General features: G+C 51.5%; 24 protein-coding genes. 6 read left to right on the forward strand and 18 right to left on the reverse strand.

The window, feature by feature from the left end; all coding sequences use genetic code 11:
- Nucleotides 1–114 precede the first annotated feature (114 nt).
- From GC101_RS35930 to GC101_RS01720, 3 genes are all read right to left on the reverse strand, one after another.
- A complete protein-coding gene (locus tag GC101_RS35930; RefSeq protein WP_343049584.1) occupies nt 115–282 on the reverse strand; it encodes an N-acetyltransferase in 168 nt (55 codons plus the stop codon).
- Between the two features lie 23 nt (nt 283–305).
- Entirely contained in the window at nt 306–455 is a 150-nt protein-coding gene (locus GC101_RS35935; RefSeq protein WP_246354130.1) for a hypothetical protein, read from the reverse strand.
- 320 nt (nt 456–775) lie between these two features.
- Nucleotides 776–1207, reverse strand: coding sequence for a MarR family winged helix-turn-helix transcriptional regulator (locus GC101_RS01720; protein ID WP_042137690.1), 432 nt, complete (start codon nt 1205–1207; stop codon nt 776–778).
- A 165-nt stretch (nt 1208–1372) separates the two neighbouring features.
- Here GC101_RS01720 and GC101_RS01725 point away from each other — a divergent pair, with 165 nt between their 5' ends.
- Nucleotides 1373–2683: an amidohydrolase family protein gene (locus tag GC101_RS01725; RefSeq protein ID WP_171716261.1), complete on the forward strand. Its 1311-nt coding sequence runs from the start codon at nt 1373–1375 to the stop codon at nt 2681–2683.
- A gap of 225 nt (nt 2684–2908) precedes the next feature.
- Here GC101_RS01725 and GC101_RS01730 read toward each other — a convergent pair whose 3' ends face one another.
- The 5 genes from GC101_RS01730 to GC101_RS01750 form a co-directional block, all read right to left on the reverse strand.
- A complete protein-coding gene (locus tag GC101_RS01730) occupies nt 2909–5110 on the reverse strand; it encodes a DEAD/DEAH box helicase (protein ID WP_171715868.1) in 2202 nt (733 codons plus the stop codon).
- Nucleotides 5107–6426, reverse strand: a complete 1320-nt coding sequence (locus tag GC101_RS01735; protein WP_171715869.1) for an ATP-binding protein — start codon at nt 6424–6426, stop codon at nt 5107–5109. Before GC101_RS01735 ends, GC101_RS01730 begins: the two co-directional genes overlap by 4 nt.
- A gap of 8 nt (nt 6427–6434) precedes the next feature.
- The gene (locus GC101_RS01740) at nt 6435–8066 is read right to left on the reverse strand and encodes a TerB N-terminal domain-containing protein (protein ID WP_171715870.1); all 1632 of its coding nucleotides are present in this window, start codon (nt 8064–8066) and stop codon (nt 6435–6437) included.
- Nucleotides 8067–8559: 493 nt separating this feature from the next.
- Nucleotides 8560–9771 (reverse strand): MFS transporter, encoded by a 1212-nt coding sequence (locus GC101_RS01745; RefSeq protein ID WP_171716262.1) that lies wholly within the window; start codon nt 9769–9771, stop codon nt 8560–8562.
- An 82-nt stretch (nt 9772–9853) separates the two neighbouring features.
- The gene (locus GC101_RS01750; RefSeq protein WP_171715871.1) at nt 9854–10615 is read right to left on the reverse strand and encodes a DUF1836 domain-containing protein; all 762 of its coding nucleotides are present in this window, start codon (nt 10613–10615) and stop codon (nt 9854–9856) included.
- Between the two features lie 115 nt (nt 10616–10730).
- On the opposite strand from GC101_RS01750, the gene GC101_RS01755 reads away from it, so the two are divergent.
- The gene (locus tag GC101_RS01755; RefSeq protein WP_171715872.1) at nt 10731–12053 is read left to right on the forward strand and encodes a hemolysin family protein; all 1323 of its coding nucleotides are present in this window, start codon (nt 10731–10733) and stop codon (nt 12051–12053) included.
- Between the two features lie 110 nt (nt 12054–12163).
- Here the strand turns inward: GC101_RS01755 and GC101_RS01760 are convergent, their stop codons facing one another.
- The 3 genes from GC101_RS01760 to GC101_RS01770 are packed head-to-tail and all read right to left on the reverse strand — an operon-like array spanning nt 12164 to nt 13551.
- Nucleotides 12164–12682 (reverse strand): GNAT family N-acetyltransferase, encoded by a 519-nt coding sequence (locus GC101_RS01760; protein WP_083442545.1) that lies wholly within the window; start codon nt 12680–12682, stop codon nt 12164–12166.
- A gap of 16 nt (nt 12683–12698) precedes the next feature.
- Nucleotides 12699–13133, reverse strand: a complete 435-nt coding sequence (locus tag GC101_RS01765) for a GNAT family N-acetyltransferase (protein ID WP_171715873.1) — start codon at nt 13131–13133, stop codon at nt 12699–12701.
- 58 nt (nt 13134–13191) lie between these two features.
- Nucleotides 13192–13551: a VOC family protein gene (locus GC101_RS01770; RefSeq protein WP_042137700.1), complete on the reverse strand. Its 360-nt coding sequence runs from the start codon at nt 13549–13551 to the stop codon at nt 13192–13194.
- Between the two features lie 150 nt (nt 13552–13701).
- Here GC101_RS01770 and GC101_RS01775 point away from each other — a divergent pair, with 150 nt between their 5' ends.
- Nucleotides 13702–15048, forward strand: coding sequence for a TrkH family potassium uptake protein (locus tag GC101_RS01775; protein WP_042236724.1), 1347 nt, complete (start codon nt 13702–13704; stop codon nt 15046–15048).
- Nucleotides 15049–15181: 133 nt separating this feature from the next.
- Here GC101_RS01775 and GC101_RS01780 read toward each other — a convergent pair whose 3' ends face one another.
- Entirely contained in the window at nt 15182–15463 is a 282-nt protein-coding gene (locus tag GC101_RS01780) for a hypothetical protein (RefSeq protein ID WP_039298880.1), read from the reverse strand.
- A 166-nt stretch (nt 15464–15629) separates the two neighbouring features.
- Here GC101_RS01780 and GC101_RS01785 point away from each other — a divergent pair, with 166 nt between their 5' ends.
- The 3 genes from GC101_RS01785 to GC101_RS01795 all read left to right on the forward strand — a co-directional run bounded on the left by GC101_RS01785 (nt 15630) and on the right by GC101_RS01795 (nt 18767).
- Nucleotides 15630–16868, forward strand: coding sequence for an aminopeptidase (locus GC101_RS01785; RefSeq protein ID WP_171715874.1), 1239 nt, complete (start codon nt 15630–15632; stop codon nt 16866–16868).
- Between the two features lie 53 nt (nt 16869–16921).
- Nucleotides 16922–18151 (forward strand): aminopeptidase, encoded by a 1230-nt coding sequence (locus tag GC101_RS01790; protein WP_171715875.1) that lies wholly within the window; start codon nt 16922–16924, stop codon nt 18149–18151.
- A gap of 442 nt (nt 18152–18593) precedes the next feature.
- Entirely contained in the window at nt 18594–18767 is a 174-nt protein-coding gene (locus tag GC101_RS01795) for a hypothetical protein (protein ID WP_156118649.1), read from the forward strand.
- Nucleotides 18768–18946: 179 nt separating this feature from the next.
- Here GC101_RS01795 and GC101_RS01800 read toward each other — a convergent pair whose 3' ends face one another.
- The 6 genes from GC101_RS01800 to pstB all read right to left on the reverse strand — a co-directional run bounded on the left by GC101_RS01800 (nt 18947) and on the right by pstB (nt 22707).
- Nucleotides 18947–19639, reverse strand: coding sequence for an AlkZ-related protein (locus GC101_RS01800; protein WP_171715876.1), 693 nt, complete (start codon nt 19637–19639; stop codon nt 18947–18949).
- A 24-nt stretch (nt 19640–19663) separates the two neighbouring features.
- Nucleotides 19664–20248 (reverse strand): TetR/AcrR family transcriptional regulator, encoded by a 585-nt coding sequence (locus GC101_RS01805; protein ID WP_171715877.1) that lies wholly within the window; start codon nt 20246–20248, stop codon nt 19664–19666.
- Nucleotides 20241–20966, reverse strand: coding sequence for an MBL fold metallo-hydrolase (locus tag GC101_RS01810; protein ID WP_171715878.1), 726 nt, complete (start codon nt 20964–20966; stop codon nt 20241–20243). The genes GC101_RS01805 and GC101_RS01810 overlap by 8 nt, the downstream gene beginning before the upstream one ends.
- 133 nt (nt 20967–21099) lie before the next feature.
- Nucleotides 21100–21573: a DUF6773 family protein gene (locus tag GC101_RS01815; protein WP_171715879.1), complete on the reverse strand. Its 474-nt coding sequence runs from the start codon at nt 21571–21573 to the stop codon at nt 21100–21102.
- Nucleotides 21570–21779, reverse strand: coding sequence for a helix-turn-helix transcriptional regulator (locus GC101_RS01820; RefSeq protein ID WP_343049551.1), 210 nt, complete (start codon nt 21777–21779; stop codon nt 21570–21572). Before GC101_RS01820 ends, GC101_RS01815 begins: the two co-directional genes overlap by 4 nt.
- A gap of 151 nt (nt 21780–21930) precedes the next feature.
- A complete protein-coding gene (pstB, locus tag GC101_RS01825) occupies nt 21931–22707 on the reverse strand; it encodes a phosphate ABC transporter ATP-binding protein PstB (protein ID WP_039298903.1) in 777 nt (258 codons plus the stop codon).
- Between the last annotated feature and the right edge of the window lie 39 nt (nt 22708–22746).

Raw genomic sequence — 22746 nt, forward strand, 5'->3', positions numbered from 1 at the left:
TTGATGCCCCCTGTGTTCGTGATATGCTTATTATCATCCAGTGAAGCGCTTCCAACAAGGTGGGAACTACAGAATAAAGGTTTGTTTTTTCTAGGTATACTGCACTTAAGCAGCCTAATCGTCCAACCTTTTCTCTAACATCTGTTCATCGTCTTTAACATAGCTGCACTGTTCATAGGTTCTGATTGCAGCAGTGTTGCTTCTACCTGTCAGTACCTTTATACTTTTCACTCCGCGTTCTCTAAAATTTTCTTCCAGGCAAGAAATAATGGCAATTGCAATTCCTTTTCTTCGAGCGGCTTCTTCTACGTAGAGTTCAGTAAATGATTTATATTCAAATGTTCAATTATCTTAGCTGCGGGTCTTGGTGCACCACCGTTAAATTCCTGATTTAGTCTGGAAAGATCTTCAGCATCGGTTAAGGATGCCAGCCGTACATTTGCAACAGAATCCATCTTCGGTCTCCCCTCCATTTCTATATCTAACCCCTAAAGTTTAAGATTATTGGATTTGTAAACGCTCTAACACATTCACTTCCATAGAATCCTCACCCTTTCATCTTCCCTTGCAAAGCAATTCTTCCAAGGATATCCTATCCACTCACTTCAACGTCTGCCCATAGCTAACCGGGGCTGCCGTCTCATACCGGCAACCTCGGTTAAATGATTGTTAAGCTATAGTTACCCCGTTATGGAGTTCAATGATTTTATCCTGTAATAACTAATCCCTTGTTTCGGTATTTCATTGAAAGCAGCCGTCGAGTAGGTTTTTTCCTTTATGATAATCTTTCATTAATTTTGATCAATATTTCCTTCAAGATTTGCTTCTCCTCCTCGGTAAGGACTTGAACGATTTCTTCCTCCACCCTTTGGAATGAGTCTTGAAAGTCTGCAATCAGTTCAATCGCTTTTGGCAATACATATATATTTTTTTGCCGTTCATTATTGGCCGGGATTTTGCGCTCGATGAACCCTTTTTGCTCTAGACCTTGAAGCATGCTTGTAATGCTGGCCCCACGTAGATGAAACCTATCGGCAAGGTCCTTTTGAATAATATGATTATTTTGGTTCTGGTAAATATAATCGATTACTTTTCCTTGTTGAGCGTTTAACCCCTGCTCTTTTATACTTTCGTCCGCTCTTTTCTTTAACTTAAGACCGATAATCTGAAACAAATCCAGATAAGGCGTATCCTTTCGGGATTCCATGATCTTCCCCCCTGTGATTGTTAGGAATCTAACTGTAAGCAAATAAACTATACAGTGATCCTATAGGCTTGTCAAAAGAATAATTAGATTATTGACAGTTAGTTAACTAATAGTTATACTTCGAATTGTTCAAATTACAAACACTTGGGAGGAATTCATATGGAGATGGATAAGGTCACACAAAATGCTGCGTTAGAACAAGTTACGGCAATTACAAATATACGTATTTTTGATGGAAATCAATTGATTGCGCCAAGACATATTGTCGTTAAGGGGGAGTCCATAATTTCAGTGGGCGGAGACCTTCCGGCTGGTGCAACGATTATCGATGGAGAAAATGCGACTCTAATGCCTGGTTTCATTGATGCACATGTCCACACCTCGATCGGCGGATTACGAGATGCACTAAAATTCGGCGTGACAACAGAACTCGAAATGAACGGCGATTTTACAAAAAGAGGGCGCGAGATTCAGTTGAAAAATGTAAATGACGTCGCAGACGTCCGTTCTGCTGGCACAGCGATCACCGCTCCGGGCGGACACCCAGATGAATTATTGCCAGATGGAGATGAAATACCGGAATTCATATTAAAGGAACTAGAGAAGTTATCGGAGGAAGACCGGGAATCGATGTTGGCTGCATACGCTCACGATCACGAAGAAATACCGCAAGTGACAACGGTGGAAGAAGCGATTAAACATGTGCATACCCAAGTGGAGAATGGCGCCGACTATATTAAGATCATGATTGAAGAAGGAACGGTCATGGGTGCGCCTGGCCTGCCTGTACTAAGCGAGGAGATTCTAAAAACAGCCGTGACTGAAGCCCACAAGTTCGATAAGCTGGTCATCGCCCACGTATTGACGGCTCTTTCATCGCAAGAGGCCATCGATTTTGGAGTCGACGGTTTGGGCCACTTGTTTATCGACAGACCCGAGAATACGTCCGGGTTAGTAATGTCCATAGCGGCTTCAGGCGCTTTTGTTACACCATGCTTGGTGTTGAATTCATCTATCCTTGGAAATCCGGCATCAGAATTGGCGAATGATCCGCGTGTTCATTCCAAGTTAAGTTCGGATTGGATCGATATCTTGAACTCAAGCTTCAATACGTTTCCGCAAGGCAATATGGAGAACAGCTTTAAAAATGTGATGGACCTTCACCGTGCCGGAGTTGATATTCTGGTAGGGACGGATGTCGCGCCGGTTCCTGTTCCGAATCTTGGCGGCCTTGCTCATGGAGCCAGCGTCCATCATGAAATGCAATTGCTGGTGAAGGCCGGGTTCACTCCGATAGAAGCGCTTCAGTCAGCTACCGCGAAACCGGCCCGTTGCTTTGGTCTTAACGATCGCGGTCGTATTGCCGAAGGCGCACGCGCTGACCTTATTTTAGTAACCGGTGATCCGACAACCAACATCTCGGATACCTTGTCGATCAAATCCGTGTGGTTCAAAGGTGTGCAACAACGATATTAATCAGAGCCAATATCTCCGTACTATGTTGTCAGAGCGATTACTTATTGTAAACGAAATAATTACACGGCCGCCCTACAAACATTTAAAACATTCTGATCGTTGGGTCCATGAGTTTCATTGGAGCATCCCGTTGAAAGCAAGCATTATTTTTCGCCACTAATTATTCAAAAGAAGCAGCCGATCACGTTAGAATCGGCTGCTTCTTGTTATATATTACTATATCAATTATGCTGGCGGCTGCTTCCACTGTTTAATCACGCTGAGCAATCCCGGAACATCCAGCCCGTCGAGCGAAAAAGCTTTGCGCAGCAGATCATGCGGAATGAATTCATCGTATTTGCCGAGGTAAGGCGCCTCATCCGGTCCGAGCAGGGAAATAGCATCCGCAGCTGCGGCGGTTTCGGCAATGATCTCTTCCTCCAGCGTCTCTGCATCCGCCTTGCCGGCGACAACCATATAATAAGGTTCCATCGGCACGACGGACCGCAGACCGAGCGGTCCCTTCAGATTGTTCTTCAGCAGACGCTCCAGCGTACGGAACTGCCGGCTGCCCGCCCATGGAAGGATGAACATGGAGTCTCCTCCGGCAGGCAGGACAGAACGCGTCAAGAGTCCGCTCTCTTTGGCAAGCCTGCGGGCCCGCTCCAGTCTGGCGGCCGCGCTTGGCGCAAGATACGGATACAAGGCTGTCGATCCGAGCACTTCGCGGATCTTCGTCATGATCCGGGTGTGGACATCCCCTCCGGCTCCAAGCCATAAGGTGTCTACCTTGCCGCGTGATCCTTTGACATAGACCGCTTTGTGGCGGTTGTCGACCTCTTCCACCTTCCACAGCTTGCCGGCCAGGGTGAAGCAGTAGCCCGGCGGCGGCACTGTAGTAATTGAACCGATTTCCTCGGTGCCGTTATAGACAACATGCTCTTCATCGTCTTTGAATACCGCATAGAAACGGAAGTTGTTGACGATCTTCTCCCCCGCCATCCCGATCAGCAGACTGCCCTCATCCATCTTCTCAATATGGCCCATGCCCTGCATGTATTCCATGAAGGCGTCATAATCAGCGGGATCAATACTGCGGAAGGACGGCAGGCTCAGCACCGCCTCCTTCAGATCCTCCGGCTCCGCCTCGCCCATGCTCTTGAGAATGCTCATCGTCTGATGGTACAGCAGCCCGACCGGCAGCTGGCGCACGACCAGCGGCTCGACCCATTTCTCGCGTACGTACAGCTCGATTACGGCAATGGCCCGCAGCAGCGTCCACGGCATCCGCGCAGGCAGCTGCGCCTCCTCGTCCTCCTCCTCGGGCGTGACGAAGATCATCTCGGAGGCGGCGTCCCCGCGCCTGCCCGAGCGGCCCAGCCGCTGCACGAAGCTCGCGCAGCTGTAAGGCGCGCCAAGCTGCAGCACCCGCTCCAGCTCGCCCAGGTCAATCCCCAGCTCCAGCGTCAGCGTCGCTGCAGCCACAGCCGGCCCCGCACCCTGGCGGAGCGCGGCCTCTGTCTCCTCGCGCAGCATCGCGGAGATGCTTCCATGATGCACATGGAAGACATCCCGCTCGCCGCGCTTAGCGGCAATTCGCCGCATCTCCAGTATCGCCTCCTCGGCGTCCGTGCGGCTGTTCGTGAAGATCAAGGCCTTCTTCACATGCGTATGGTCGTAGATGAAGCCGTAATAAGCCTGTCGCGCCCGCTCCAGGTGTTCGGCTTCTTCCTCATTCCGCGCATCCGGGAAAGAAAAGTGCTCCACGCTAAGGCGCAGCTTGCGCCCGCCCTGCGGTGCACTAACCTCCACGCTCTCCCGCGTGCCCGCCGCCAGCCACTCCGTGACGGAGGCGTAGTCGCTCAGCGTTGCGGACAGACCCACCCGCCGCGGATGACAGCCGGCCATACGCGAGATCCGGGCCAGCTGGCTCAGCACCTGAATGCCGCGGTCCGCCCCCATGAAGGCATGCACTTCATCGATAACGATGAAGCGCAGATCATGGAATAGCGCCGGGATGGCATTCGGGCGGTTCATCAGCAGGCCTTCCAGTGATTCCGGTGTAATCTGCAGCACCCCGGAAGGATTTTGCATCAGCTTCGTCTTATCCGCCTGCGGCACATCGCCATGCCAGTGCCAGACCGGAATATTCCCTTCGCGGAGCAAATCATTTAACCGGGTAAACTGATCATTGATCAGCGCCTTCAGCGGAGCGATATACAGAATACCTACAGATGCGGACGGACGCTCATACAGCTCCGTAAGCGCGGGGAAAAAAGCCGCCTCTGTCTTACCCGAAGCGGTCCCGGAAGCGATAAGCAGATGATGCGGCGTGTCAAACAGCACACGGCAGGCATCTACCTGGGCCTCTCGCAGCGTATCCCAGCGGTTCTTGTAGATGAATTCTTTAATGAACGGAGCCAGCCGGTAGAACGGGTTATCACTCATAGGTCAAACTCCGCCAGGAATCCGTCCAGTTCATTCTGCCCGGTCTCGGCAGGCCGCGGAGTCCGCTCCCCGACCAGCTTCTCGAACGACATTTCCGGATGCTGGTTCAGCGTATGCAGCAGATCCATGAAGTCACGCACGACCTCACGCGCGGTAAGCAGCTCCTCTGCCCCCAGCCGGTTCACAGCCTCTTCCATGAAATGCACCAGCTGCTCCTGCGTCAGTCTGGCTTCATACCCGTAGTGCAGCGCGTGAATGTCCCGCAGCTTCTGCAGCAGAATCAGAATCTCCTCATGGGAGAGCATGTCCAGCGCAATGATCGGCCCGGTGAAGTTATTCAGTCCGGCACCGGCATACCGCCCGGCTACCAGCCGGGAACGCAGCGCCTCATAGCTGAATAAGCCGCGCCGGTGGTCTTCAACGAACTGCGGTGTGCCGCCGACGAAGATCCCCAGCCGTTCTGCCTTGCCCTGCATCGTATCGTTGAACATGGTCAGCAGCTTCTCATAATTGCTCTGGCGGGAGATGCTGTTGGTTATCTTGTAGAGGTTGACTCCCTCATCGATGAACAGCAGCAACCCCTTATAGCCGATGGCCCCGGTGAATTCAGCCCAGAGCTTCATATAGTCATACCAGTTGTCGTCATCGATAATGACGCCCACCCCCAGCGCCTTGCGCGCTTCCGTGCGGGTCGCGAACTCGCCGCGCAGCCAGCGCAGCGAATCCTGCTTCAGTGCGTCATCGGCCAGCTTATGCCCGTTCCAGTAAGAGGCCAGCACCTTCGCGAAGTCGAAGCCATGCACAAGCCCGCGCATCTCGGAGGCTACCGCATAGATCCTCTGCTCCACTTCTTCACCAAGCTCCAGCGCATCCGGCCCATAGCCCTTCTCTTGCATGACTGCCTGCTGCAGAGACATAATCCACTTCTGCAACATAATCTCCAGTGCCCCGCCATCGGGGCGCGTCCGGGTCGACAGATGGCTCATCAGCTCGCGGTAGGTGGCAAGCCCCTGCCCCTTCGTACCCACGAGACGGCGCTCCGGCGACAGGTCGGCATCCGCGACCACGAAGTCCCGGTCCATCGCGTAATTGCGGATAATCTGCAGCAGGAAGCTTTTGCCGCTGCCGAATTTGCCCGTAATCAGCTTGAAGGCGGCTCCGCCCTCGGCGATATTATCCATATCGCGGAGAATGGCTTCAACCTCCGGCCGGCGGCCGACGGCAATATATTCAAGACCGATACGCGGCACAACTCCCGCTGTCAGCGAGTTGACGAGCGCGGTGGTCATCCGCTTCGGTATTTTGAGTGGGTTCATTCCTGATTTCACCTCTTTATATAGTGCAGCATGGATATACATTCTTCGGTCAGCTCTTCACCGTCGATGACGAGATCCCCCAGACTATCCATAGCAAGTTCATTAATCTCATCAAACAGCAGCTCTGCCATGGTCCCGCCGCCCGCTGCCAGCCGGTTCACCTTCACCAGGCCGTCATCCTCTGCCAGCGCAAGCAGCACATCCCGCTGCAGCAGACTCAGTTCAGAAGCGAAGGACGTCCAGCTGTCCGCTTCGGCATTAATAGTTGGCAGCGGAGAATCTGCTTGTCCTTGCACGACGGGTTCTTCAACAATAATGTCCAGCTTCTCTTCGTCACTTTCTCTAACCGCTGGCTCTTCTGACCTGGAACCAGCCGCAAACGAGGCACTTCCAGGTTCATCTTCATCCACTGCCTCATTATCCCAATCCGTTTCATCATCCTTCTCCAGCGCTTCCTCCACCGTGAGCAGCGAACGCACCACCTCGGAGTCATTCTTCAGCTGTTCCAGCTTCCGCTGATCAATCACAACTGCCGGACCCTTCTCCTCCTGCTCCGCCTTGCGGAATTCACGCTGCAGGAACCTGGTCACCAAGTCCTCCATGTCGGCATCAACCTTGACATCCTTGAGCCGTCCGCGATAACCCATAAGTGCCCGCAGTTTGTTCTCGGTCAGCCGGAATAAGCGTGTAATCAGGCTGCGCAGCGGCGGCGATTTGCTGATTCGTACGACAGGTATAAGAACAGAGTAGCCATAGAGTGAGATATCATATACTGCGCTGCGGAACAAATACCGCTCACGGACAACCGGCGGACCGGGCGGGAACATCGTGATCAGATTCGAGCCGTGCTTCCGCGCGACATACGTATCTATTAGTGCCACTACTTGGGGGATGTACTTTTCCGCAGCAGCTTTACCTTCGGCTGTATAGAATTTCGATTTGCTGATATCATAATCCGACATCATACTCAGCACCTCGATGCTAAGCTGCTCCGGGGCAGCAGACAGGCAGCGGACAAGCTCAAGCTCAGCCAAGTCCCCGGCAAGCCCGCGTGTACGGATAACAATCTCCGAGAGCGGGATATCCAGCTTATGCACGAATGAGAAATCTGCAATCCATCCGCCAAGGTATTGATCCAGACGTTTATACTTGTCACGGTAGGCTTCCCAGAGCAAGCCGAGCTGACGGCAGCCATCCTGCGGCTCATCCCAGCCCACGCCGTTAATCAGCTCATATATATGCAGAAAAATATAGGAGAGATCGGTCTTCGGGTATCTCCCTTGCCGGACTTCATCCCGCCAGAAGAAATACCACCGGCTCTGCGCACCTGTCATATGGCCGTAAGTCGGCCAATAGCTCTTAAAGGGAACAAATAAAGCCGCAGGCTCCTTATGATCCGCAAGCTCCCGGGCCCGCTGGACAAACTGGCTTTCCGTAGTGGTTACCGGCTCCTGCGTCTCTTCCATATCCCATAACTGGAGCTGTACTGTATCATATTGGGACGTTTTCTTCTTGCCCGGACCTTCCGGAGGCTTCGGTATAACCGCTTCTGCAGAACTCCGTGGCGGAATCGCCATATTCTGCTCCGTGCTCTCCCAGACCAGCTCCGTGAAATGCAGGCCCTGCCTGTCTTTAGCCATACTTACCCGCTCCATTAGTGTGCCATAATAATTTTTACCATTATACCATATGCCTTATGAGGTGATGCAGCGGTCTCCAGTCCTGTACTGAACAGCCGCCCCTAGACTCCCTGAATTTCCCAAGCAATAGTCAGAAACGGCTTCTCCTCGCTATAAGGGATGGCAACCGCCGTTTCGGCAGGCGTAAACATATCCATGCTGGCGTATATTTCAAAAAAGACCTTGAGAGACTGGCCCCTCAAGATCCTAGATTAGAGTGTCTGTCACCGCACATTGCCGGACAATGAGAACGTTCGTTTGTGTCTTCCTTAAGAATATACTATATTCCCCCTGTGGGCTGCAATAGCGGAGGCTTCCCTCCACCCGCTATGCGGGTGATTTTTTGTATTGCGCATTTCACGTACTCAACTGGCTAAAGCCACAACAAAGGCCAGCCGGAAGCTCCGGCTGGCCTTTGTTGGAGTATAACTCCTGATGATTGTTCCAATTATGCTTAGAGCAGCTCTGTACCCTTCGTTTCCTTCCCCAGGAACAGCACGGCCAGCGCACCAATGATAATCGTTACGAAGAACAGCATGAAGATCGTGCTGATCGCGACCGAATTCCCCACCATCACGCCGACCAGTGTAGGTGCAATAATGCCCCCGATACGTCCGAAAGAGGTCGCAAGTCCGGCACCCGTCGAACGGATGGTAGTCGGATATAGCTCCGGTGTATAAGCATACATCCCGCCCCATGCCCCCAGGTTGAAGAAGGACAGGCAGATCCCGGCGGCCATCAGCATGCCTTCGGTCGTGGAATTCCCGAACCAGGCCGCGCTGACCGCTGTCAGCAGCAGATAGATCACGAGCACGAACTTCCGGCCGAATTTCTCGATGAAATAAGCGGCAGTGAAATATCCCGGAAGCTGGGCGAGCGTCATGATCAGCACATACTCGAAGCTTTTGACCAGACTGAAGCCCTTAAGCACCATAACTGTCGGCAGCCACAAGAACATACCGTAGTAGGAGAAAACAACCGTAAACCACAGAATCCACAGCATAATCGTCGAACGGCGGTATTCCGCAGACCAGACTGCCGTTATCCGGTTCCGCAGGGATACCGGAGCCTTCATGATCTCGGCGAACTTCGGCGAGTCATCAATCGCCTTACGCAGGTAGAGCGCATAGAGCGCCGGGACTGCGCCAATCGCGAAGGCAATCCGCCAGCCGTAATCCGGAATAACGAAATAAGCGATCAGCGCGGACAGAATCCAGCCAAGCGCCCAGAAGCTCTCCAGCAGTACGACGGCCCGTCCTCTTTCTTTGACCGGCATGCTCTCGGACACCAGTGTCGAGGCAACCGGCAATTCACCGCCCAGCCCGAAGCCGGCAATGAAGCGCAGCACACACAGCATTACATACCCTGCGGCGAATGCTGACAGGCCGCTTGCTATCGAGAAGATCAGCAGCGTCCACAGCAATACGGATTTGCGGCCGAACCGGTCCGCGAGAATCCCGGCCGCAGCCGCTCCCACAGCCATCCCCACCGAGTTGATACTGGTTAAATATCCGATCTTCTCCGGTCCCAGCGACCATTCCTTGGCCAGCGCAGCCACCACAAAAGATATCATCCCCACATCCATCGCGTCGAACATCCAGCTGAGTCCTGCACTGAAGAGCAGTTTTCTTTGCTTCGGATTCTGCAGCAGCGACATTTGATTCATCATAACAAGCACCCTCTTCCCTGATTCCCGCTAAGTCTCGGAGTAAGACTAGTTTCACTTACACATTCTAGAATCGGACGGTTCAAAAATCAAGGAATAACACCGCATTGAAATATTGCCGGGCCATCGCCTGAAAATAACAGGTCTGAACCGATATGGCGGCGATCAGGAGCATATTCTGCACGGCATCCCGCTGTGATCTGGTCAGATGGCTGAGCCGCTTCATCATTCCGTCCATCGCCGATTTGAGCGCACTGTCGGATTTCAGCAAATACTCTTTGGGGTTACCAGACTGAGCCTGCCCCTGCACCGGGGAACGGGTCTTAATCTCCTCGAACAGCTCTGCATACCCGTGATACAGCTGTGCCGGCTCGACCAGGTCGTCATCATCACGCTCAGGCGCCAGGAACAGCATACGGAAGAGCTGGCGGATGCTCTCGAAATCGAGTGCTGCCTTGAGATCATCAATTATAAATAGAAGCGCAGCCTGATTAATGGAATACTTCTTCCCTTCGCGCGGCGCCCCGAGATATTCCTTGAAGTCACGCTTTACCCAGTTCTGCATAGCCGTAACAGATAATGTGGAATACTCAATCAGACTGCCGAGCGAGGCGATCTCACCAAGGGATAACCCCTTGATACCGCTGCCTTTGATCAATTTCTGCAGAATCGGGGGAATGTCCGTAGAGAGAAAAGCCGGCAGTGACGTCCCCTCCCGCACCTCTTCACGGTGGAATTTGGTCCAGGCTTCCTGAAGAATATGGAGCGGCTTCCGCTCCGAGTTTTCGCTTAGAGACAGTAATAGTCCGGACATCTCTATCCGGCTAAGTGTAAATGCTTCCATAGATGGCAACCCTCCACCATTTGATATTTCATTGAAAAGTTCGTACAATAGGTTCATATGAACTCATAATATGAGTATAACCTATTTTAGGGACGAAAGGGATGGTAAAGATTATATGGGTATAGGACTTAGTTTGACGCTCGTGGCAATTTTGATTATTTTAACCGCATTTTTTGTAGCAACGGAGTTTGCAGTAGTGAGATTAAGAGGAAGCCAGGTCAGTCAGATGGTACTCGACGGGAAGAAGAATGCGCTAGCGGTACAGCGGGTATCTGCTAACCTCGACGGATATCTGTCTGCTTGCCAGCTTGGAATCACCATTACTGCACTCGGGATCGGGGCGTTGGCAGAGCCTGCATTTGAGCAGCTGCTGATGCCATTGTTCGACCTTACGAACCTGAGTCACAGCGTTAGCGAGCCTATTGCTTTTGCATTGGCCTTCATTATCGCCACATTCCTGCATGTCGTTGTCGGTGAACTTGCACCGAAGACGGCCGCTATAAACATTCCGGAGAAAATCGGTCAGATTACCGCACCGCTGATTATTTGGTTCTACAGAGTATTGTACCCTTTGATTTGGATCATGAACGGTTCCGCCAACCTGCTCGTCCGAATGTTCGGAATGAAGCCGGCCAGTGAACATGGCGATGCCCACAGTGAAGACGAGATCCGCCTGATCTTGTCCGAGAGCTATGAGAGCGGCAAAATCAACAAAGCGGAATACGGTTATGTGAACCGGATCTTCACCTTTGATGAAATGCTGGCCAAAGAAATCATGGTTCCCCGGACAGATATGGTATGTCTGTTCACCGACCATTCGCTGCTGGAGAATATCGCTATTATCCGCAAGGAGCAGTATACGCGTTTCCCTGTAGCAGACGGCAGCAAAGACAATATCATCGGTATGATTAATACCAAGCAGCTGTACCTGCAATATGACAACAACCCTGATTTTGATTTCAAAAGCCTGATTCTGCCGATTCTAACCGTATCGGAAGTAACGCCGGTGAAGACGCTGCTGACCCGTATGCAGAAGGAGCGTGTGCATATCGCCCTGCTGCTGGATGAATACGGCGGAACCTCCGGCCTCATTACGATCGAAGACATCCTGGAAGAGATTGTCGGTGAGATCCGCGACGAATTCGACGGGGACGAACGCAGAAATGTGGAGATGCTGAGCGAGACCCATTATCTGTTTGACGGCAATGTGTCTCTGCTGGAGATCAAAGATCTTACAGGTCTTGATTTCCACGACGACGAAGTGACTACGATCGGCGGATGGCTGTATAGTCACCTGGAAGAACCGGTTGTCGGCAAAAGCCATGTGTATGAGCATGTCACTCTGACTGTGCGTGAGATGAACCGCCACCGTATCCGTAAGGTTGAGATCAAGATTGATCTTCCGGTCACCGAAGATTCCGCAGTACACAGCGACTAAAGCGGATAGATACGCTGCAGTAATACAGAAAGGCGCTTCCTCAGGGAAGCGCCTTTCTTGCATAATTTGGCGAGTACTAAAGTAATCACGCCTATAATTAATACCATTAACTATATAGAGGCGGGGTTAAATATTTTACTCATATAATATTCGTCTACCCATTCTCCATCCACCAGCAGCGACTTTTTCTTCACGCCTTCAATCTCAAAACCATACCTCGTATACAGCGCAACAGCCCGCTCATTATGCTTCATTACTGTAAGCTCCAGACGCACAATGCCGCTCCGGTTCGCCCACAAGTCCATCTCGTGGAACAATGCACTGCCGATTCCCATGCCCTGATATTGCTTCAGGATGCCGATGACTATATAGGCACTGTGTTTATTGCGGCTGACGCTTCCTCCCCTGACTGACAGGTATCCCGCCAGCTCACCGTCAGCTTCGGCTCCGATCAGGATAGAGGTTTGAGCATTCCCGAAGCTTGCGATCATTTCTTCCACCTGCGGAATTCCGGTCTGCCTCTCTCCGGGTGCAAGCAGCATATACGAAGTTTCCTGATCCAGCCGGTGCTGCAGACTTAAGAGTGCGGCGGCGTCTTCAGGAATCAGTTCCCTCAGTATGATATCCATTACATTCCTCCTGCATTTAGACCGGTATGTATTTTTTGAAAAGCTTGCTTCCCTCTCCGTCGTACCCCAGGCGCTCGTAGAAGCGGTGGGCATCCGTGCGGCAGCTCTTGCTGGACAGCATTACCTTAAGGGCGCCTCTGGCCGCTGCTGCCTCTTCTGCAAATTGCATCAGTGAGGCTCCAATTCCCTTGCCGCGCAGCTGCGGGTCAGTTACAACACGCTCTATGACTCCGAACGGGCGGTCACCGCAAAGCGCATCCATGCACAAGTGCAGATGTAACGTACCCGCTACCTCCCCGTCTTCTTCGTATACGATCAGCAGGCTGTCCGGATTACTGGCAATTTGGCTGATTCTTTGCGGCGATACTTGGATATCCGTGTGCTCCGGCAATAGAATCCGGTACAGCTTCTCTAAGCCGGAGGCATCCTCCGGTGTGGCTTCTCTTATCATTCGCAATACTCCCTGTATTATAATTAACAACATTAATTAATATAGTTAATGCGATTAATTAGTTGGTTGAACGGCAAATCATCAGCACATTCCCGTCCGGATCTTTGAAATTAAACCAGTGATCATGTTCAATATCTGTGAGAATTTCAGCTCCGGTAGCTTTGACATAATCATAGGCAGCATCAATATCGTCGGTAAGCAGATGGAAGGAAGGCACCTTCAGCACAGCCTCGGCTGTAAAAATTCTGCTGTCGAGCACGATTCCCGGACCCTGCATCGGCACGTCATACAGATGCCCGAACAAAATTTCACCGTCAAGCGGCAGTCCAAGCAAGCTGCAATACCAGTTTTTGGACCTTTCGATATCACTAACCGGGATGAAGACAGCGCCAACCTGATTCCGTATGGGACTTGTCACAGCAAGTAGAGCCTCCTCTAAAAGTACAGTAGTAGGTGGAGCCTTTAATCATTTCGATAAAATATGTCAATTTCCTGCCTCTTTGGTGACGGGAATATAAGTTATGCTATAATCTTGTCAGATCCTATCCAGATGTCAGGAGAATGAGACTTGGCTAACCTATCCTTTGGGTATCTCAGGCTGACGCCGCCCAAAATACTATCACTGGGCTTTGTAATACTAATCGCGGCCGGCACCCTGCTTCTGTGTCTCCCTGCTGCTTCTACCGGCGGAAGAATCTCTTTCATTGATGCACTGTTCATGGCTACCTCAGCGACCTGTGTAACCGGGCTTGCTGTCATTGACACAGGAACGCAGCTGACGGCTTTTGGACAGATTGTACTGCTCGTGCTATTCCAGTTCGGCGGTCTCGGGTTCGTTACGATGGCGACGCTGATCACGCTGGTGCTGAACAAGCGGATCTCACTGAAGGAGCGCCTGCTGCTGCAGGAATCCATGAATCAGAATTCCATGCAGGGAATTGTGAAGCTGATCCGCCGGGTGCTGATCTACTCGCTGGTGATTCAGCTGACCGGGGCCATTCTTCTTGCCGCAAGATTTATGATGGACATGCCTTTTGGCAAAGCAGCGTATTACGGAGTATTCCATAGTATATCCATCTTCAACAATGCCGGATTTGATCTGTTCGGGGATGTTCACGGGCCCTTCAGCGGTTTAACCCGCTATGTTGAAGATCCGATTGTGAATATTACCTCCATGCTGCTGATTTTCCTCGGCGGTATCGGCTTTATTGTATTATCTGATGTAATCGACTTTCCGAAACGTAAGCGGCTGACTCTCCATTCCAAGGTAGTCCTTGCCACTTCTGCTGCTCTCATTGTGATTGGCGCGGCTATTTTCTTCTGGCTGGAGCTGAATTCCACGCTGAAGCCGCTGCATGCCGGAGGTAAGATTATGGCTTCCTTCCTGCAGGCGATTACGCCACGCTCCGGCGGGGTGACGACGATCGAGATCCCGCTGCTGCGTGAATCCACGCAATTCCTGATGATTCTGCTGATGTTTATCGGAGCAGCTCCCGGCTCCACCGGCGGCGGGATTAAGATTACCACCTTTGCAATTCTGGCCAGCACAGCCTATGCCAAGCTCCGGGGCAAAGAAGATATCGTGATGTTCCGCCACCGGATCTCGAAGGAGAATGTCTACAGGGCGATTACCATGACTCTGCTGTCACTGATGCTGGTGGTCATCTCGACCATGCTGCTGTCGGTGACGGAGAGTGCGGATTTTCTGACCGTGCTGTTCGAGGCAGTCTCCGCTTTCGGTACATCCGGTATAACAATGGGACTGACTACAGAGCTGACAACAATCGGTAAGGTGCTGGTGATTATTCTTATGTTTGTCGGCCGGACAGGACCGCTTACACTTGCTTATGCACTCAAACCGAAGAATAGTAAGGAACTCTACCGGTACCCTGAAGGCAATATTACCATCGGCTAAACTCTGCGTTACCTGTGAAATGTGAAATGCGACCCTGTGCGGCAAGATTATTCTGCCGGAACGGAGTCGCATTTTTTAATAACAGCTTGTACATAGAAAGTCTATTGTATGACAAGGCTATCCGGGAAGGATCTTAGGCTTCTTCTTCCGGAATCTCCTGAGTGTCGAGTGCCGCGTCCAGCAGCTGATTGTATACATCGTCATCATTCTCCAGCAGGGCATCCACCTCAAGGAACTGCTCTTCACTTCCCGGTTCACCGGCGAAGCTCAGGCTGTAATCCCATTCGGTTCCCCGTGAACTGAAGAAAGTGATCTCATAAGGGGAGCTGTGATTCTCCAGTGTAAACACCGTTCTCCCGACAAAACTTCTATCCTCTACGCGTTTCATTTCTGCTTTGGTGATTTCTAGGTTCATACTCTTTCCTTCCTTTCATCTGATCATGCCCACAATATTCAGTATAACATTGATATGTAAGCAATTCCTTTCCTTTTGCGCTGTAATTGACTTTTTTCATCCGGCGGTTAATAATTTAGTACAATGCTTATTCCGAGCTAAAATTATGGTAATGGAGGAAATCGCAATGACTCAAACAGAGCTTCAATCCAAGCTAAGTAAATATGCTGATCTGGCTGTGCAGATCGGTGTAAATGTTCAGCCGGGGCAAATCCTGGTCGTGAACGCTCCGATTTCCGCAGCCGAGTTCGTCCACCTGATTACCGCCAAAGCATATGCCATCGGCGCAAGCCAGGTCAAGGTTAACTGGAGTGACGAGTTCATTACGCGCCAGCAGTTCGAGCATGCCGCACCGGAAGTGTTCACCAAGGCTCCAACCTGGTACGCGGGTGAAGTGACCGAATTCGCCGAGAACGGCGCTGCATTTCTGAACGTTATTGCCGAGAATCCGGACGCACTCAAAGGTATTGATCCTGAGCGGATCGCCAATTTCCAGAAGACCCGGGGGGCTGCACTTACGAAATACCGCGAAATGCAGATGTCCGATAAAGTCAGCTGGAGCATTGTAGCCATCCCGTCCCAGCCTTGGGCAGACAAGGTATTCCCTGACGTGCCTGAAGAAGAGCGCGTAGATAAACTCTGGGAGGCAATCTTCCACACCGTACGCCTGGACCGCGAAGACCCTGTAGCCGCATGGCAGGAGCATCTGGATACACTGGAGCAGAAAGCGGATGTTCTCAATGCGAAGAAATACAAAAGCCTGCATTACATAGCACCTGGAACCGACCTTAGTATTGAGCTGCCTGAAGGCCATATTTGGGCGCAGGGCGACAGCATCAATGCTAAAGGTCATTCTTTTGTCGCCAACATGCCAACTGAAGAAGTGTTCACGGCTCCGAAGAAAACCGGCGTTAACGGTACTGTCAGAAGCACGAAGCCGCTCAGCTACGGCGGGAATATTATTGACGGCTTTTCGATTACCTTTGAACAGGGCCGGATTACCAGCGTAAGCGCCGAGCAAGGCCAGGAAGCCCTGGAATATCTGATCAGTCTCGATGAAGGCGCCAAGTACCTGGGTGAAGTCGCACTCGTGCCGCACAACTCGCCGATCTCTGATTCCAACATCCTGTACTTCAACACCTTGTTTGACGAGAATGCGTCCAACCATCTGGCGATCGGCACTGCATATGCCTTCTGCCTCGAAGGCGGCAAAGAAATGAACCAGGATGAGCTGATCGCCCATGGCCTCAATACCAGCGTAACCCATGTCGATTTCATGATCGGCTCAGCAGAGATGGATATTTATGGTATCACGGCTGACGGTACGCGTGAGCCTGTATTCCTGAAGGGCAACTGGGCATTTTAATGCCTTTTCTACTCCATATTACAAAATAGAAGATAGTGAAAGGAGCTGAAATCATGCTGGATTTCAAGCAAAAGCTCGAAAATTACGCCCTGCTCGCTGTAAAGATCGGAGTCAACATTCAGCCCGGTCAAACGCTTGTAGTCAATGCGGATATCGTCTCCGCAGAGCTGGTACGGCTCATTGTACGCCAAGCCTATGAAGCAGGAGCAAAGCTGGTAAAGGTTAATTATACCGATGAATTCGTTACACGGACACGTTATGATCTCGCTCCATCCGAGAGCTTCCTCGAGCCGCCCAAATGGCAGGCGGATGAGCTGGAGGATCTCGCGCGTAATGGCGCTGCGTTCCTGACCATTATCTCGGCTAATCCGGACTTGCTGAGCGGGGTAGAACCAAGCCGGATCTCTGATAACCAGAAGACTGCCGGCCAGGCCATGGCTCCTTACCGGGAGATGATGATGGCTAACCATGTCAGCTGGAGCGGCATCGCCTTCCCTTCTCCTTCATGGGCCGCCAAGGTATTCCCGGACGCTGCGCCTGAGCAGCAGATTGAACTGCTATGGGATGCAATCTTCAAAGCTGTGCGCGCAGACCAGGAGAACCCGGTTGCAGCCTGGAGCAGCCATCTGGGCGGCCTCAAGCAGCGCTGCGATCTGCTGAACGCCAAGAAGTACCGCAAGCTTCACTACACAGCACCGGGAACGGATCTGACGATCGAGCTGCCTGAAGGCCATATCTGGTGTCAGGCCGGTGCGGTGAACAGCCGCGGCATGTCCTTCCTGGCCAACATTCCGACCGAGGAAGTGTTCACAGCCCCGCTGAAGTCCGGTGCTAACGGCAAAGTCAGCAGCACCAAGCCGCTTAGCTACGGCGGCAACATTATCGACCGTTTCACCTTGACCCTGGAGAACGGCAAGGTCACAGACTTTACCGCAGAGGTCGGCCAGGAGGCCTTGGCTTCCCTGCTGGCTATGGATGAAGGCGCGGCCTACTTCGGCGAAGTGGCCTTGGTTCCTTTCCACTCTCCGATCTCGGAGAGCGGCATTCTCTACTACACCACGCTGTATGACGAGAATGCTTCCTGTCACCTTGCGCTGGGTGCTGCTTATGCTTTCACGCTGCAGGACGGCATTAATATGACTAAGGAACAGCTCGCTGAAAGAGGCATGAACCAGAGTCTGACACATGTAGACTTTATGATGGGTTCCCCGGAGATGAGCATCGACGGGATTGCCGATGACGGCTCTGTTGATCCAATCTTCCGTAACGGAGATTGGGCTTAAGCTTTTGTTTGTAGATTGTCGCTTGAGGATTGTAGCTTGAGGATTGTGGTTTGACGTTTGTTAATGAATTGTGGTGGCCCCGCCGTTCCCCTTATGGGAGAATGGCGGGGTCTTTTTGTATAAGAGAGCTATGGAGTTAGTGTATCGAGAATTTTCCGACTCAGATTCCGCTAAGTAACCTTGGTAGGGTGTGCTCCCATCGTACAGCTTGGAACTAGAATCGTTAGTTTCCTTCTTGTTCATTCCTCCAATAGCCCAAATTTGAAGATATGTTCAAAGAATATTCACAATATTGTTGAATTTAATTCACAAATATGTCACAATACAATTAAGGATGGTATTTACAAGTCCCGCATCCAAAGTTGCCTCGAAGCTTCTGATGCCAGAATTGCGAAGTGATGCTGGAAGTTTATGCTTACCAAACACTTAGGAGGGAATCCTGATGAAAGAATCTTTTAACCAAGAAGTGGATTCGACTGAACCGGAACGACTGGAAGTCCAGGCTCCCAAAGACTTAAGTATCGTAGCCTCCGATGCAATCAAGTACACAGCCTATATCATGCTGCTGTTCGGGTTCTTGTACTTTTTGATTGCATACCTCGCCCCTATGCTATAAGGCTGCTTCAATATATACGTTTTCCCGTAAGCGCTTACGGCCGGTCTGTTCCTGCGGGAAATGGATTAGCCGTTTTATTTTGCAGACAGGGGTTCTAGAATCAGCCTCTCTCTAATCTGGCAACTACGGCTATACAAAAAAAGTAGTCCCCGCTAATCTCGAGGACTACCATAATATGCTTATTTCCAGCCTAACGCTTTGCTGATCCAGGCTATCGCTTCCGGCGTCCAGCTCCCGTCCATTCTCGAACGCAGCCACGCCACCGCCTCTTCTCTCGTTCCTTCAAAAGATTCAATTCCCGCTTCATTCATCCAGTGGCCCGAGGTTTCAAAAGAGGTACTGTTCCACCCGTTCGGCTCACCGTCCGCATTCAGCTGTTGCTTAACTCCGGAGATTACAATATCCAGAGTGCCCTGAAGCTCGGTTACGGCGTTGTCAAAAGCCGTTTTCTTCTCTTTGGCCTTCATATCAGCCATAGAACGGAGCTGGCGTGTCTCTATGCCTTCGTGCTCCCGGATAATCTGCAATAACGTTAGCGCTTCTCTGGTAGCAAGACCGCTGTCAAACCGCTCCTCCAGGGAACGCGGACTTCCTGCCGCCGCCAGATAAGCGGGAAGCCACTCACGGGATACCAGAACGGCTTTTTTCTTGATAAACTTTCCGTAACCGGCCAATCCTTCTCCCGGAAATCTCACCCGCCAGCCCCAGGGGTCCAGCTCGGAACCGGTATGCCAGTTCTCCGCCAGGGTCAGCCCGTTCACAGAAGGATGCCCAGGGATCAACGGGGCCAGTGGTACGATCCCCAGCTTGGCCACAACCTCAGCCATCTCCTCAAATGTTGTAATACTCTCTTGGCTCTCTACACTACCCACTCATTCCGCCTCCTCGGTGTAAATTCATTCAAGCTCATCTGCTCCCTCACCCATGCAGCGGATTCCGGCAATATAAGCGCGGATCAGCCGCGTAAGACTGACATTCAAGTCCAGCGGCATTCCGAAGCCGCCTTGATTCTCAAGGGCAGAGAACCCGTGCAGTATGCTGCGCAATCCCCGGACAGCGTGCAGGTTCCCTTCCTCATCCAGCCCAAAGCAGGACAGGACTTGAATAATCAGTGACAGGACCTTCCCGCCCGCAGCCTCCAGAGCGGTATCTCCCTCCTCAGGTGCTCTCAATGTTGTTTCGTACAGCCCCGGATGTTGCCTGGCAAATCCGATGTAAGCCTGACTCAGCGCATGAACGGCCTGTTCGCCCCGTGCGCCTTCCGCTGCCGCTGACATGGCGTCATAGAGCTGCTCCAGCCCATGAATCGCCAGCAGTGTCCGCAGACCCGCGAGTCCGTTAATGTGATTATACAACGACGGCGGGCGAACGCCCAGCTTGGCCGCCAGTGCGGCCAGCGTCACCTCCTGAACACCCTGTGCGTCAGCCAGCTCTGCTGCTGCCAGCACAAGAGTATGTGTGTCCAAACCAGCTCTAGCCATGTACTTTCCCTCCATTCAATATCCTGCCCGCCTCTGCTGCCGCATATCTCATGGCTTCTACCGGGTGCCTCACCAGATTTCCGTGTCCTACAGCCAGCACTGAAGGGGCTAGATCAATCAGCTTATAGGCACTGCCCAGTGCCTGCTCCAGACTCCATGTTGCTATAGCCGGAAAAGGAAACAATGGTACCTTCTTGCCGGACACAGCGGTCGCCCGGAAGGTCTGGAACGCATCCCCTACAATCAGTGCGCCACTGCGCTGATCCCGGAAAGACATAGATCCCGGAGTATGCCCGGGCGTACTTATGGCCGTCAATGAACCGATGGTATCCCCTTCGTACAGCAGCACATCGGGCTTCGTTGCTATCTTATCAGGTACACTGCCCTTAATCGGCGTCTGAAGCTCACCTGCTCTTAGCGAGCGGTCACCGGCCAGCAGCGCCGCATCCCGTTCCGAGATATAGACCTTGGCCCCAGGAACAAGCTTCTTGAGCGCATCCAGCGCCCCGACATGATCCATATGGCCATGGGTTAGCACGATCCGGGTAAGCGGCTTCTGAAGCCTGGCGGACTGTTGTAGAATACCTTGTAAACTATATGGCATGCCTGCATCTATTAGAGTAAGCTCCTCTTCTTCTTCGACCAGATAACAGTTAACGGGAAATAAGCGCGGCAGCCAGGTTAGCTGGTGCAGATACCCTTCTTGAGTTACTCTCATAAGGACCCTCCTCGAAACTAATGTGATTAGTTAAATAATAAACTAATATGATTAGTTTTACAAGTGGCACCTGTATTTTCTACATATGTACTGAAAAAACGAGGGTTAAATCCCCGCCGATTGCAGATTCTTCCTAGTTCTCCGAGTCCAGCGTTTTGTCGGCATTTTTATTGGACCGCTTCATCATTAGCCACTGCAGCGCGGTAATCCCGCAGAAGAATACAACCGTTCCAGCCACGGTACTCATGATGCTTTTGGATAGATCCGCTTGATTGCTGTCCAACAGATCATAGCTGAACATAAGTGCACCCCACACCACAGAACTGAGCAATCCGCCAATAAGATTCATTTTCTTGAACCGCTTCACCTCCCCCTCCTTAGGCGGCAGCTGATAGAGTCCTGCCCGGATTCCTCGAATAACGACATATAAACAAGCTGCCATCAAAATCAGAAAGGTATCCAACCATAATTTCATATCCCAATTCAGTACAAACACTTTCACCGCGAGGCTGATCATCAGTCCTGCAAAACAAATCGTGAATCCATGCGAATTAAGCTTTTGAAACTCGGTAATGATCCGTTCATCCTTGATTCCCCGATGCTTCATTCTTCTTCCTCCCAGAAAATATCGTTAAGCGTTGTACCCAGCACTCTGCAAATGGCAATACACAATCGGATCGTCGGATTATAATTCCCCGCTTCGATCAGACCGATGGTCTGTCTCGTTACCCCTACCGCCTCTGCCAGCTGCTCCTGCGACAGGTCTTTCTGCACCCGCGCCAGCTTCAATCTGATGTTCTTATGCTCACCCACCCGGAATCCTCCTGGAATGATATGTATTTCTACTACATTGTAATCTATATCAACCATTATGTACATTATATATTGCATTTAGGATATAAAATAAACACCATCCGCAAGGAATGGTGCATATGGCTCCTGAAACTATTGTAATGCCTGTCCGTCAGCCGAAACGGCCCATAATATATTCCTGGGTCATCTGATTCTCCGGATTGCTGAAGACCTTCTCTGTCTTGTCATATTCCACAAGCGAGCCCAGATAGAAGTAGGCTGTATAATCCGAGATCCGTGCTGCCTGCTGCATGTTATGGGTAACAATTACGATCCGCAGCTCTTCCTTCAGTTCCTTAATCAGCTCCTCCACCTTGCCTGTCGATACAGGATCAAGTGCTGAAGCCGGCTCATCAAGCAGTAGGATCTGCGGGTTAACCGACAATGCCCGGGCAATACACAGACGCTGCTGCTGTCCTCCGGACAATGCCAGTGCAGAGTCCTTCAAACGGTCTTTGACCTCATCCCACAGGGCGGCGCGGCGCAGGCTGCTCTCCACGATTTCATCCAGTGCTTTTTTGCCCTTAATTCCATGATACTTAGGACCAAAGGCAATATTGTCATAGATGGATTTGTAAAAAGGGTTCGGCTTCTGCCAGACCATGCCGATTTTTTGCCGCAGCTTAATGACATCTGTTCCGGAAGCATTGATATCTATACCGTCAATCCAGATGCTGCCCTTGGTAGTCGAGCCGGAGATATCATCATTCATCCGGTTAAGAGAACGGAGAAAGGTTGATTTCCCGCAGCCGGAAGGGCCGATCAATGCTGTTACTGTATTCTGGGCGAAGGGAAGACTAATTCCTTTAACCGCCTCATAAGTGCCATAAAAAATACTCAGATCCTCAGTTTGAAATGATTCGCGTACCACCGGTTCCGCTATGCCCATCTCTTACTCCTCCTAAAAGTTTGGTCAGCATCCGCTTTC

Origin of the sequence: Paenibacillus phytohabitans (assembly GCF_013141775.1) — a bacterium.
In the GTDB taxonomy this organism is placed as follows: domain Bacteria; phylum Bacillota; class Bacilli; order Paenibacillales; family Paenibacillaceae; genus Paenibacillus_AQ; species Paenibacillus_AQ phytohabitans.

Excerpts from the sequence above, each read along its gene's own strand:
- GC101_RS01730 (WP_171715868.1), bottom strand. The coding sequence starts at position 5,110 with ATGAGTGATAACCCGTTCTACCGGCTGGCTCCGTTCATTAAAGAATTC.
- GC101_RS01760 (WP_083442545.1), bottom strand. The coding sequence starts at position 12,682 with ATGGATATCATACTGAGGGAACTGATTCCTGAAGACGCCGCCGCACTC.
- GC101_RS01805 (WP_171715877.1), bottom strand. The coding sequence starts at position 20,248 with ATGGCTAGAGCTGGTTTGGACACACATACTCTTGTGCTGGCAGCAGCA.
- GC101_RS01750 (WP_171715871.1), bottom strand. The coding sequence starts at position 10,615 with ATGGAAGCATTTACACTTAGCCGGATAGAGATGTCCGGACTATTACTG.
- pstB (WP_039298903.1), bottom strand. The coding sequence starts at position 22,707 with ATGGGCATAGCGGAACCGGTGGTACGCGAATCATTTCAAACTGAGGAT.
- GC101_RS01790 (WP_171715875.1), top strand. The coding sequence starts at position 16,922 with ATGCTGGATTTCAAGCAAAAGCTCGAAAATTACGCCCTGCTCGCTGTA.
- GC101_RS35935 (WP_246354130.1), bottom strand. The coding sequence starts at position 455 with ATGGATTCTGTTGCAAATGTACGGCTGGCATCCTTAACCGATGCTGAA.
- GC101_RS01720 (WP_042137690.1), bottom strand. The coding sequence starts at position 1,207 with ATGGAATCCCGAAAGGATACGCCTTATCTGGATTTGTTTCAGATTATC.
- GC101_RS01785 (WP_171715874.1), top strand. The coding sequence starts at position 15,630 with ATGACTCAAACAGAGCTTCAATCCAAGCTAAGTAAATATGCTGATCTG.
- GC101_RS01740 (WP_171715870.1), bottom strand. The coding sequence starts at position 8,066 with ATGGCTAAAGACAGGCAGGGCCTGCATTTCACGGAGCTGGTCTGGGAG.
- GC101_RS01735 (WP_171715869.1), bottom strand. The coding sequence starts at position 6,426 with ATGAACCCACTCAAAATACCGAAGCGGATGACCACCGCGCTCGTCAAC.
- GC101_RS01745 (WP_171716262.1), bottom strand. The coding sequence starts at position 9,771 with ATGAATCAAATGTCGCTGCTGCAGAATCCGAAGCAAAGAAAACTGCTC.
- GC101_RS01795 (WP_156118649.1), top strand. The coding sequence starts at position 18,594 with ATGAAAGAATCTTTTAACCAAGAAGTGGATTCGACTGAACCGGAACGA.
- GC101_RS01765 (WP_171715873.1), bottom strand. The coding sequence starts at position 13,133 with ATGATAAGAGAAGCCACACCGGAGGATGCCTCCGGCTTAGAGAAGCTG.
- GC101_RS01815 (WP_171715879.1), bottom strand. The coding sequence starts at position 21,573 with ATGAAGCATCGGGGAATCAAGGATGAACGGATCATTACCGAGTTTCAA.
- GC101_RS01755 (WP_171715872.1), top strand. The coding sequence starts at position 10,731 with ATGGGTATAGGACTTAGTTTGACGCTCGTGGCAATTTTGATTATTTTA.
- GC101_RS01810 (WP_171715878.1), bottom strand. The coding sequence starts at position 20,966 with ATGAGAGTAACTCAAGAAGGGTATCTGCACCAGCTAACCTGGCTGCCG.
- GC101_RS01780 (WP_039298880.1), bottom strand. The coding sequence starts at position 15,463 with ATGAACCTAGAAATCACCAAAGCAGAAATGAAACGCGTAGAGGATAGA.
- GC101_RS01725 (WP_171716261.1), top strand. The coding sequence starts at position 1,373 with ATGGATAAGGTCACACAAAATGCTGCGTTAGAACAAGTTACGGCAATT.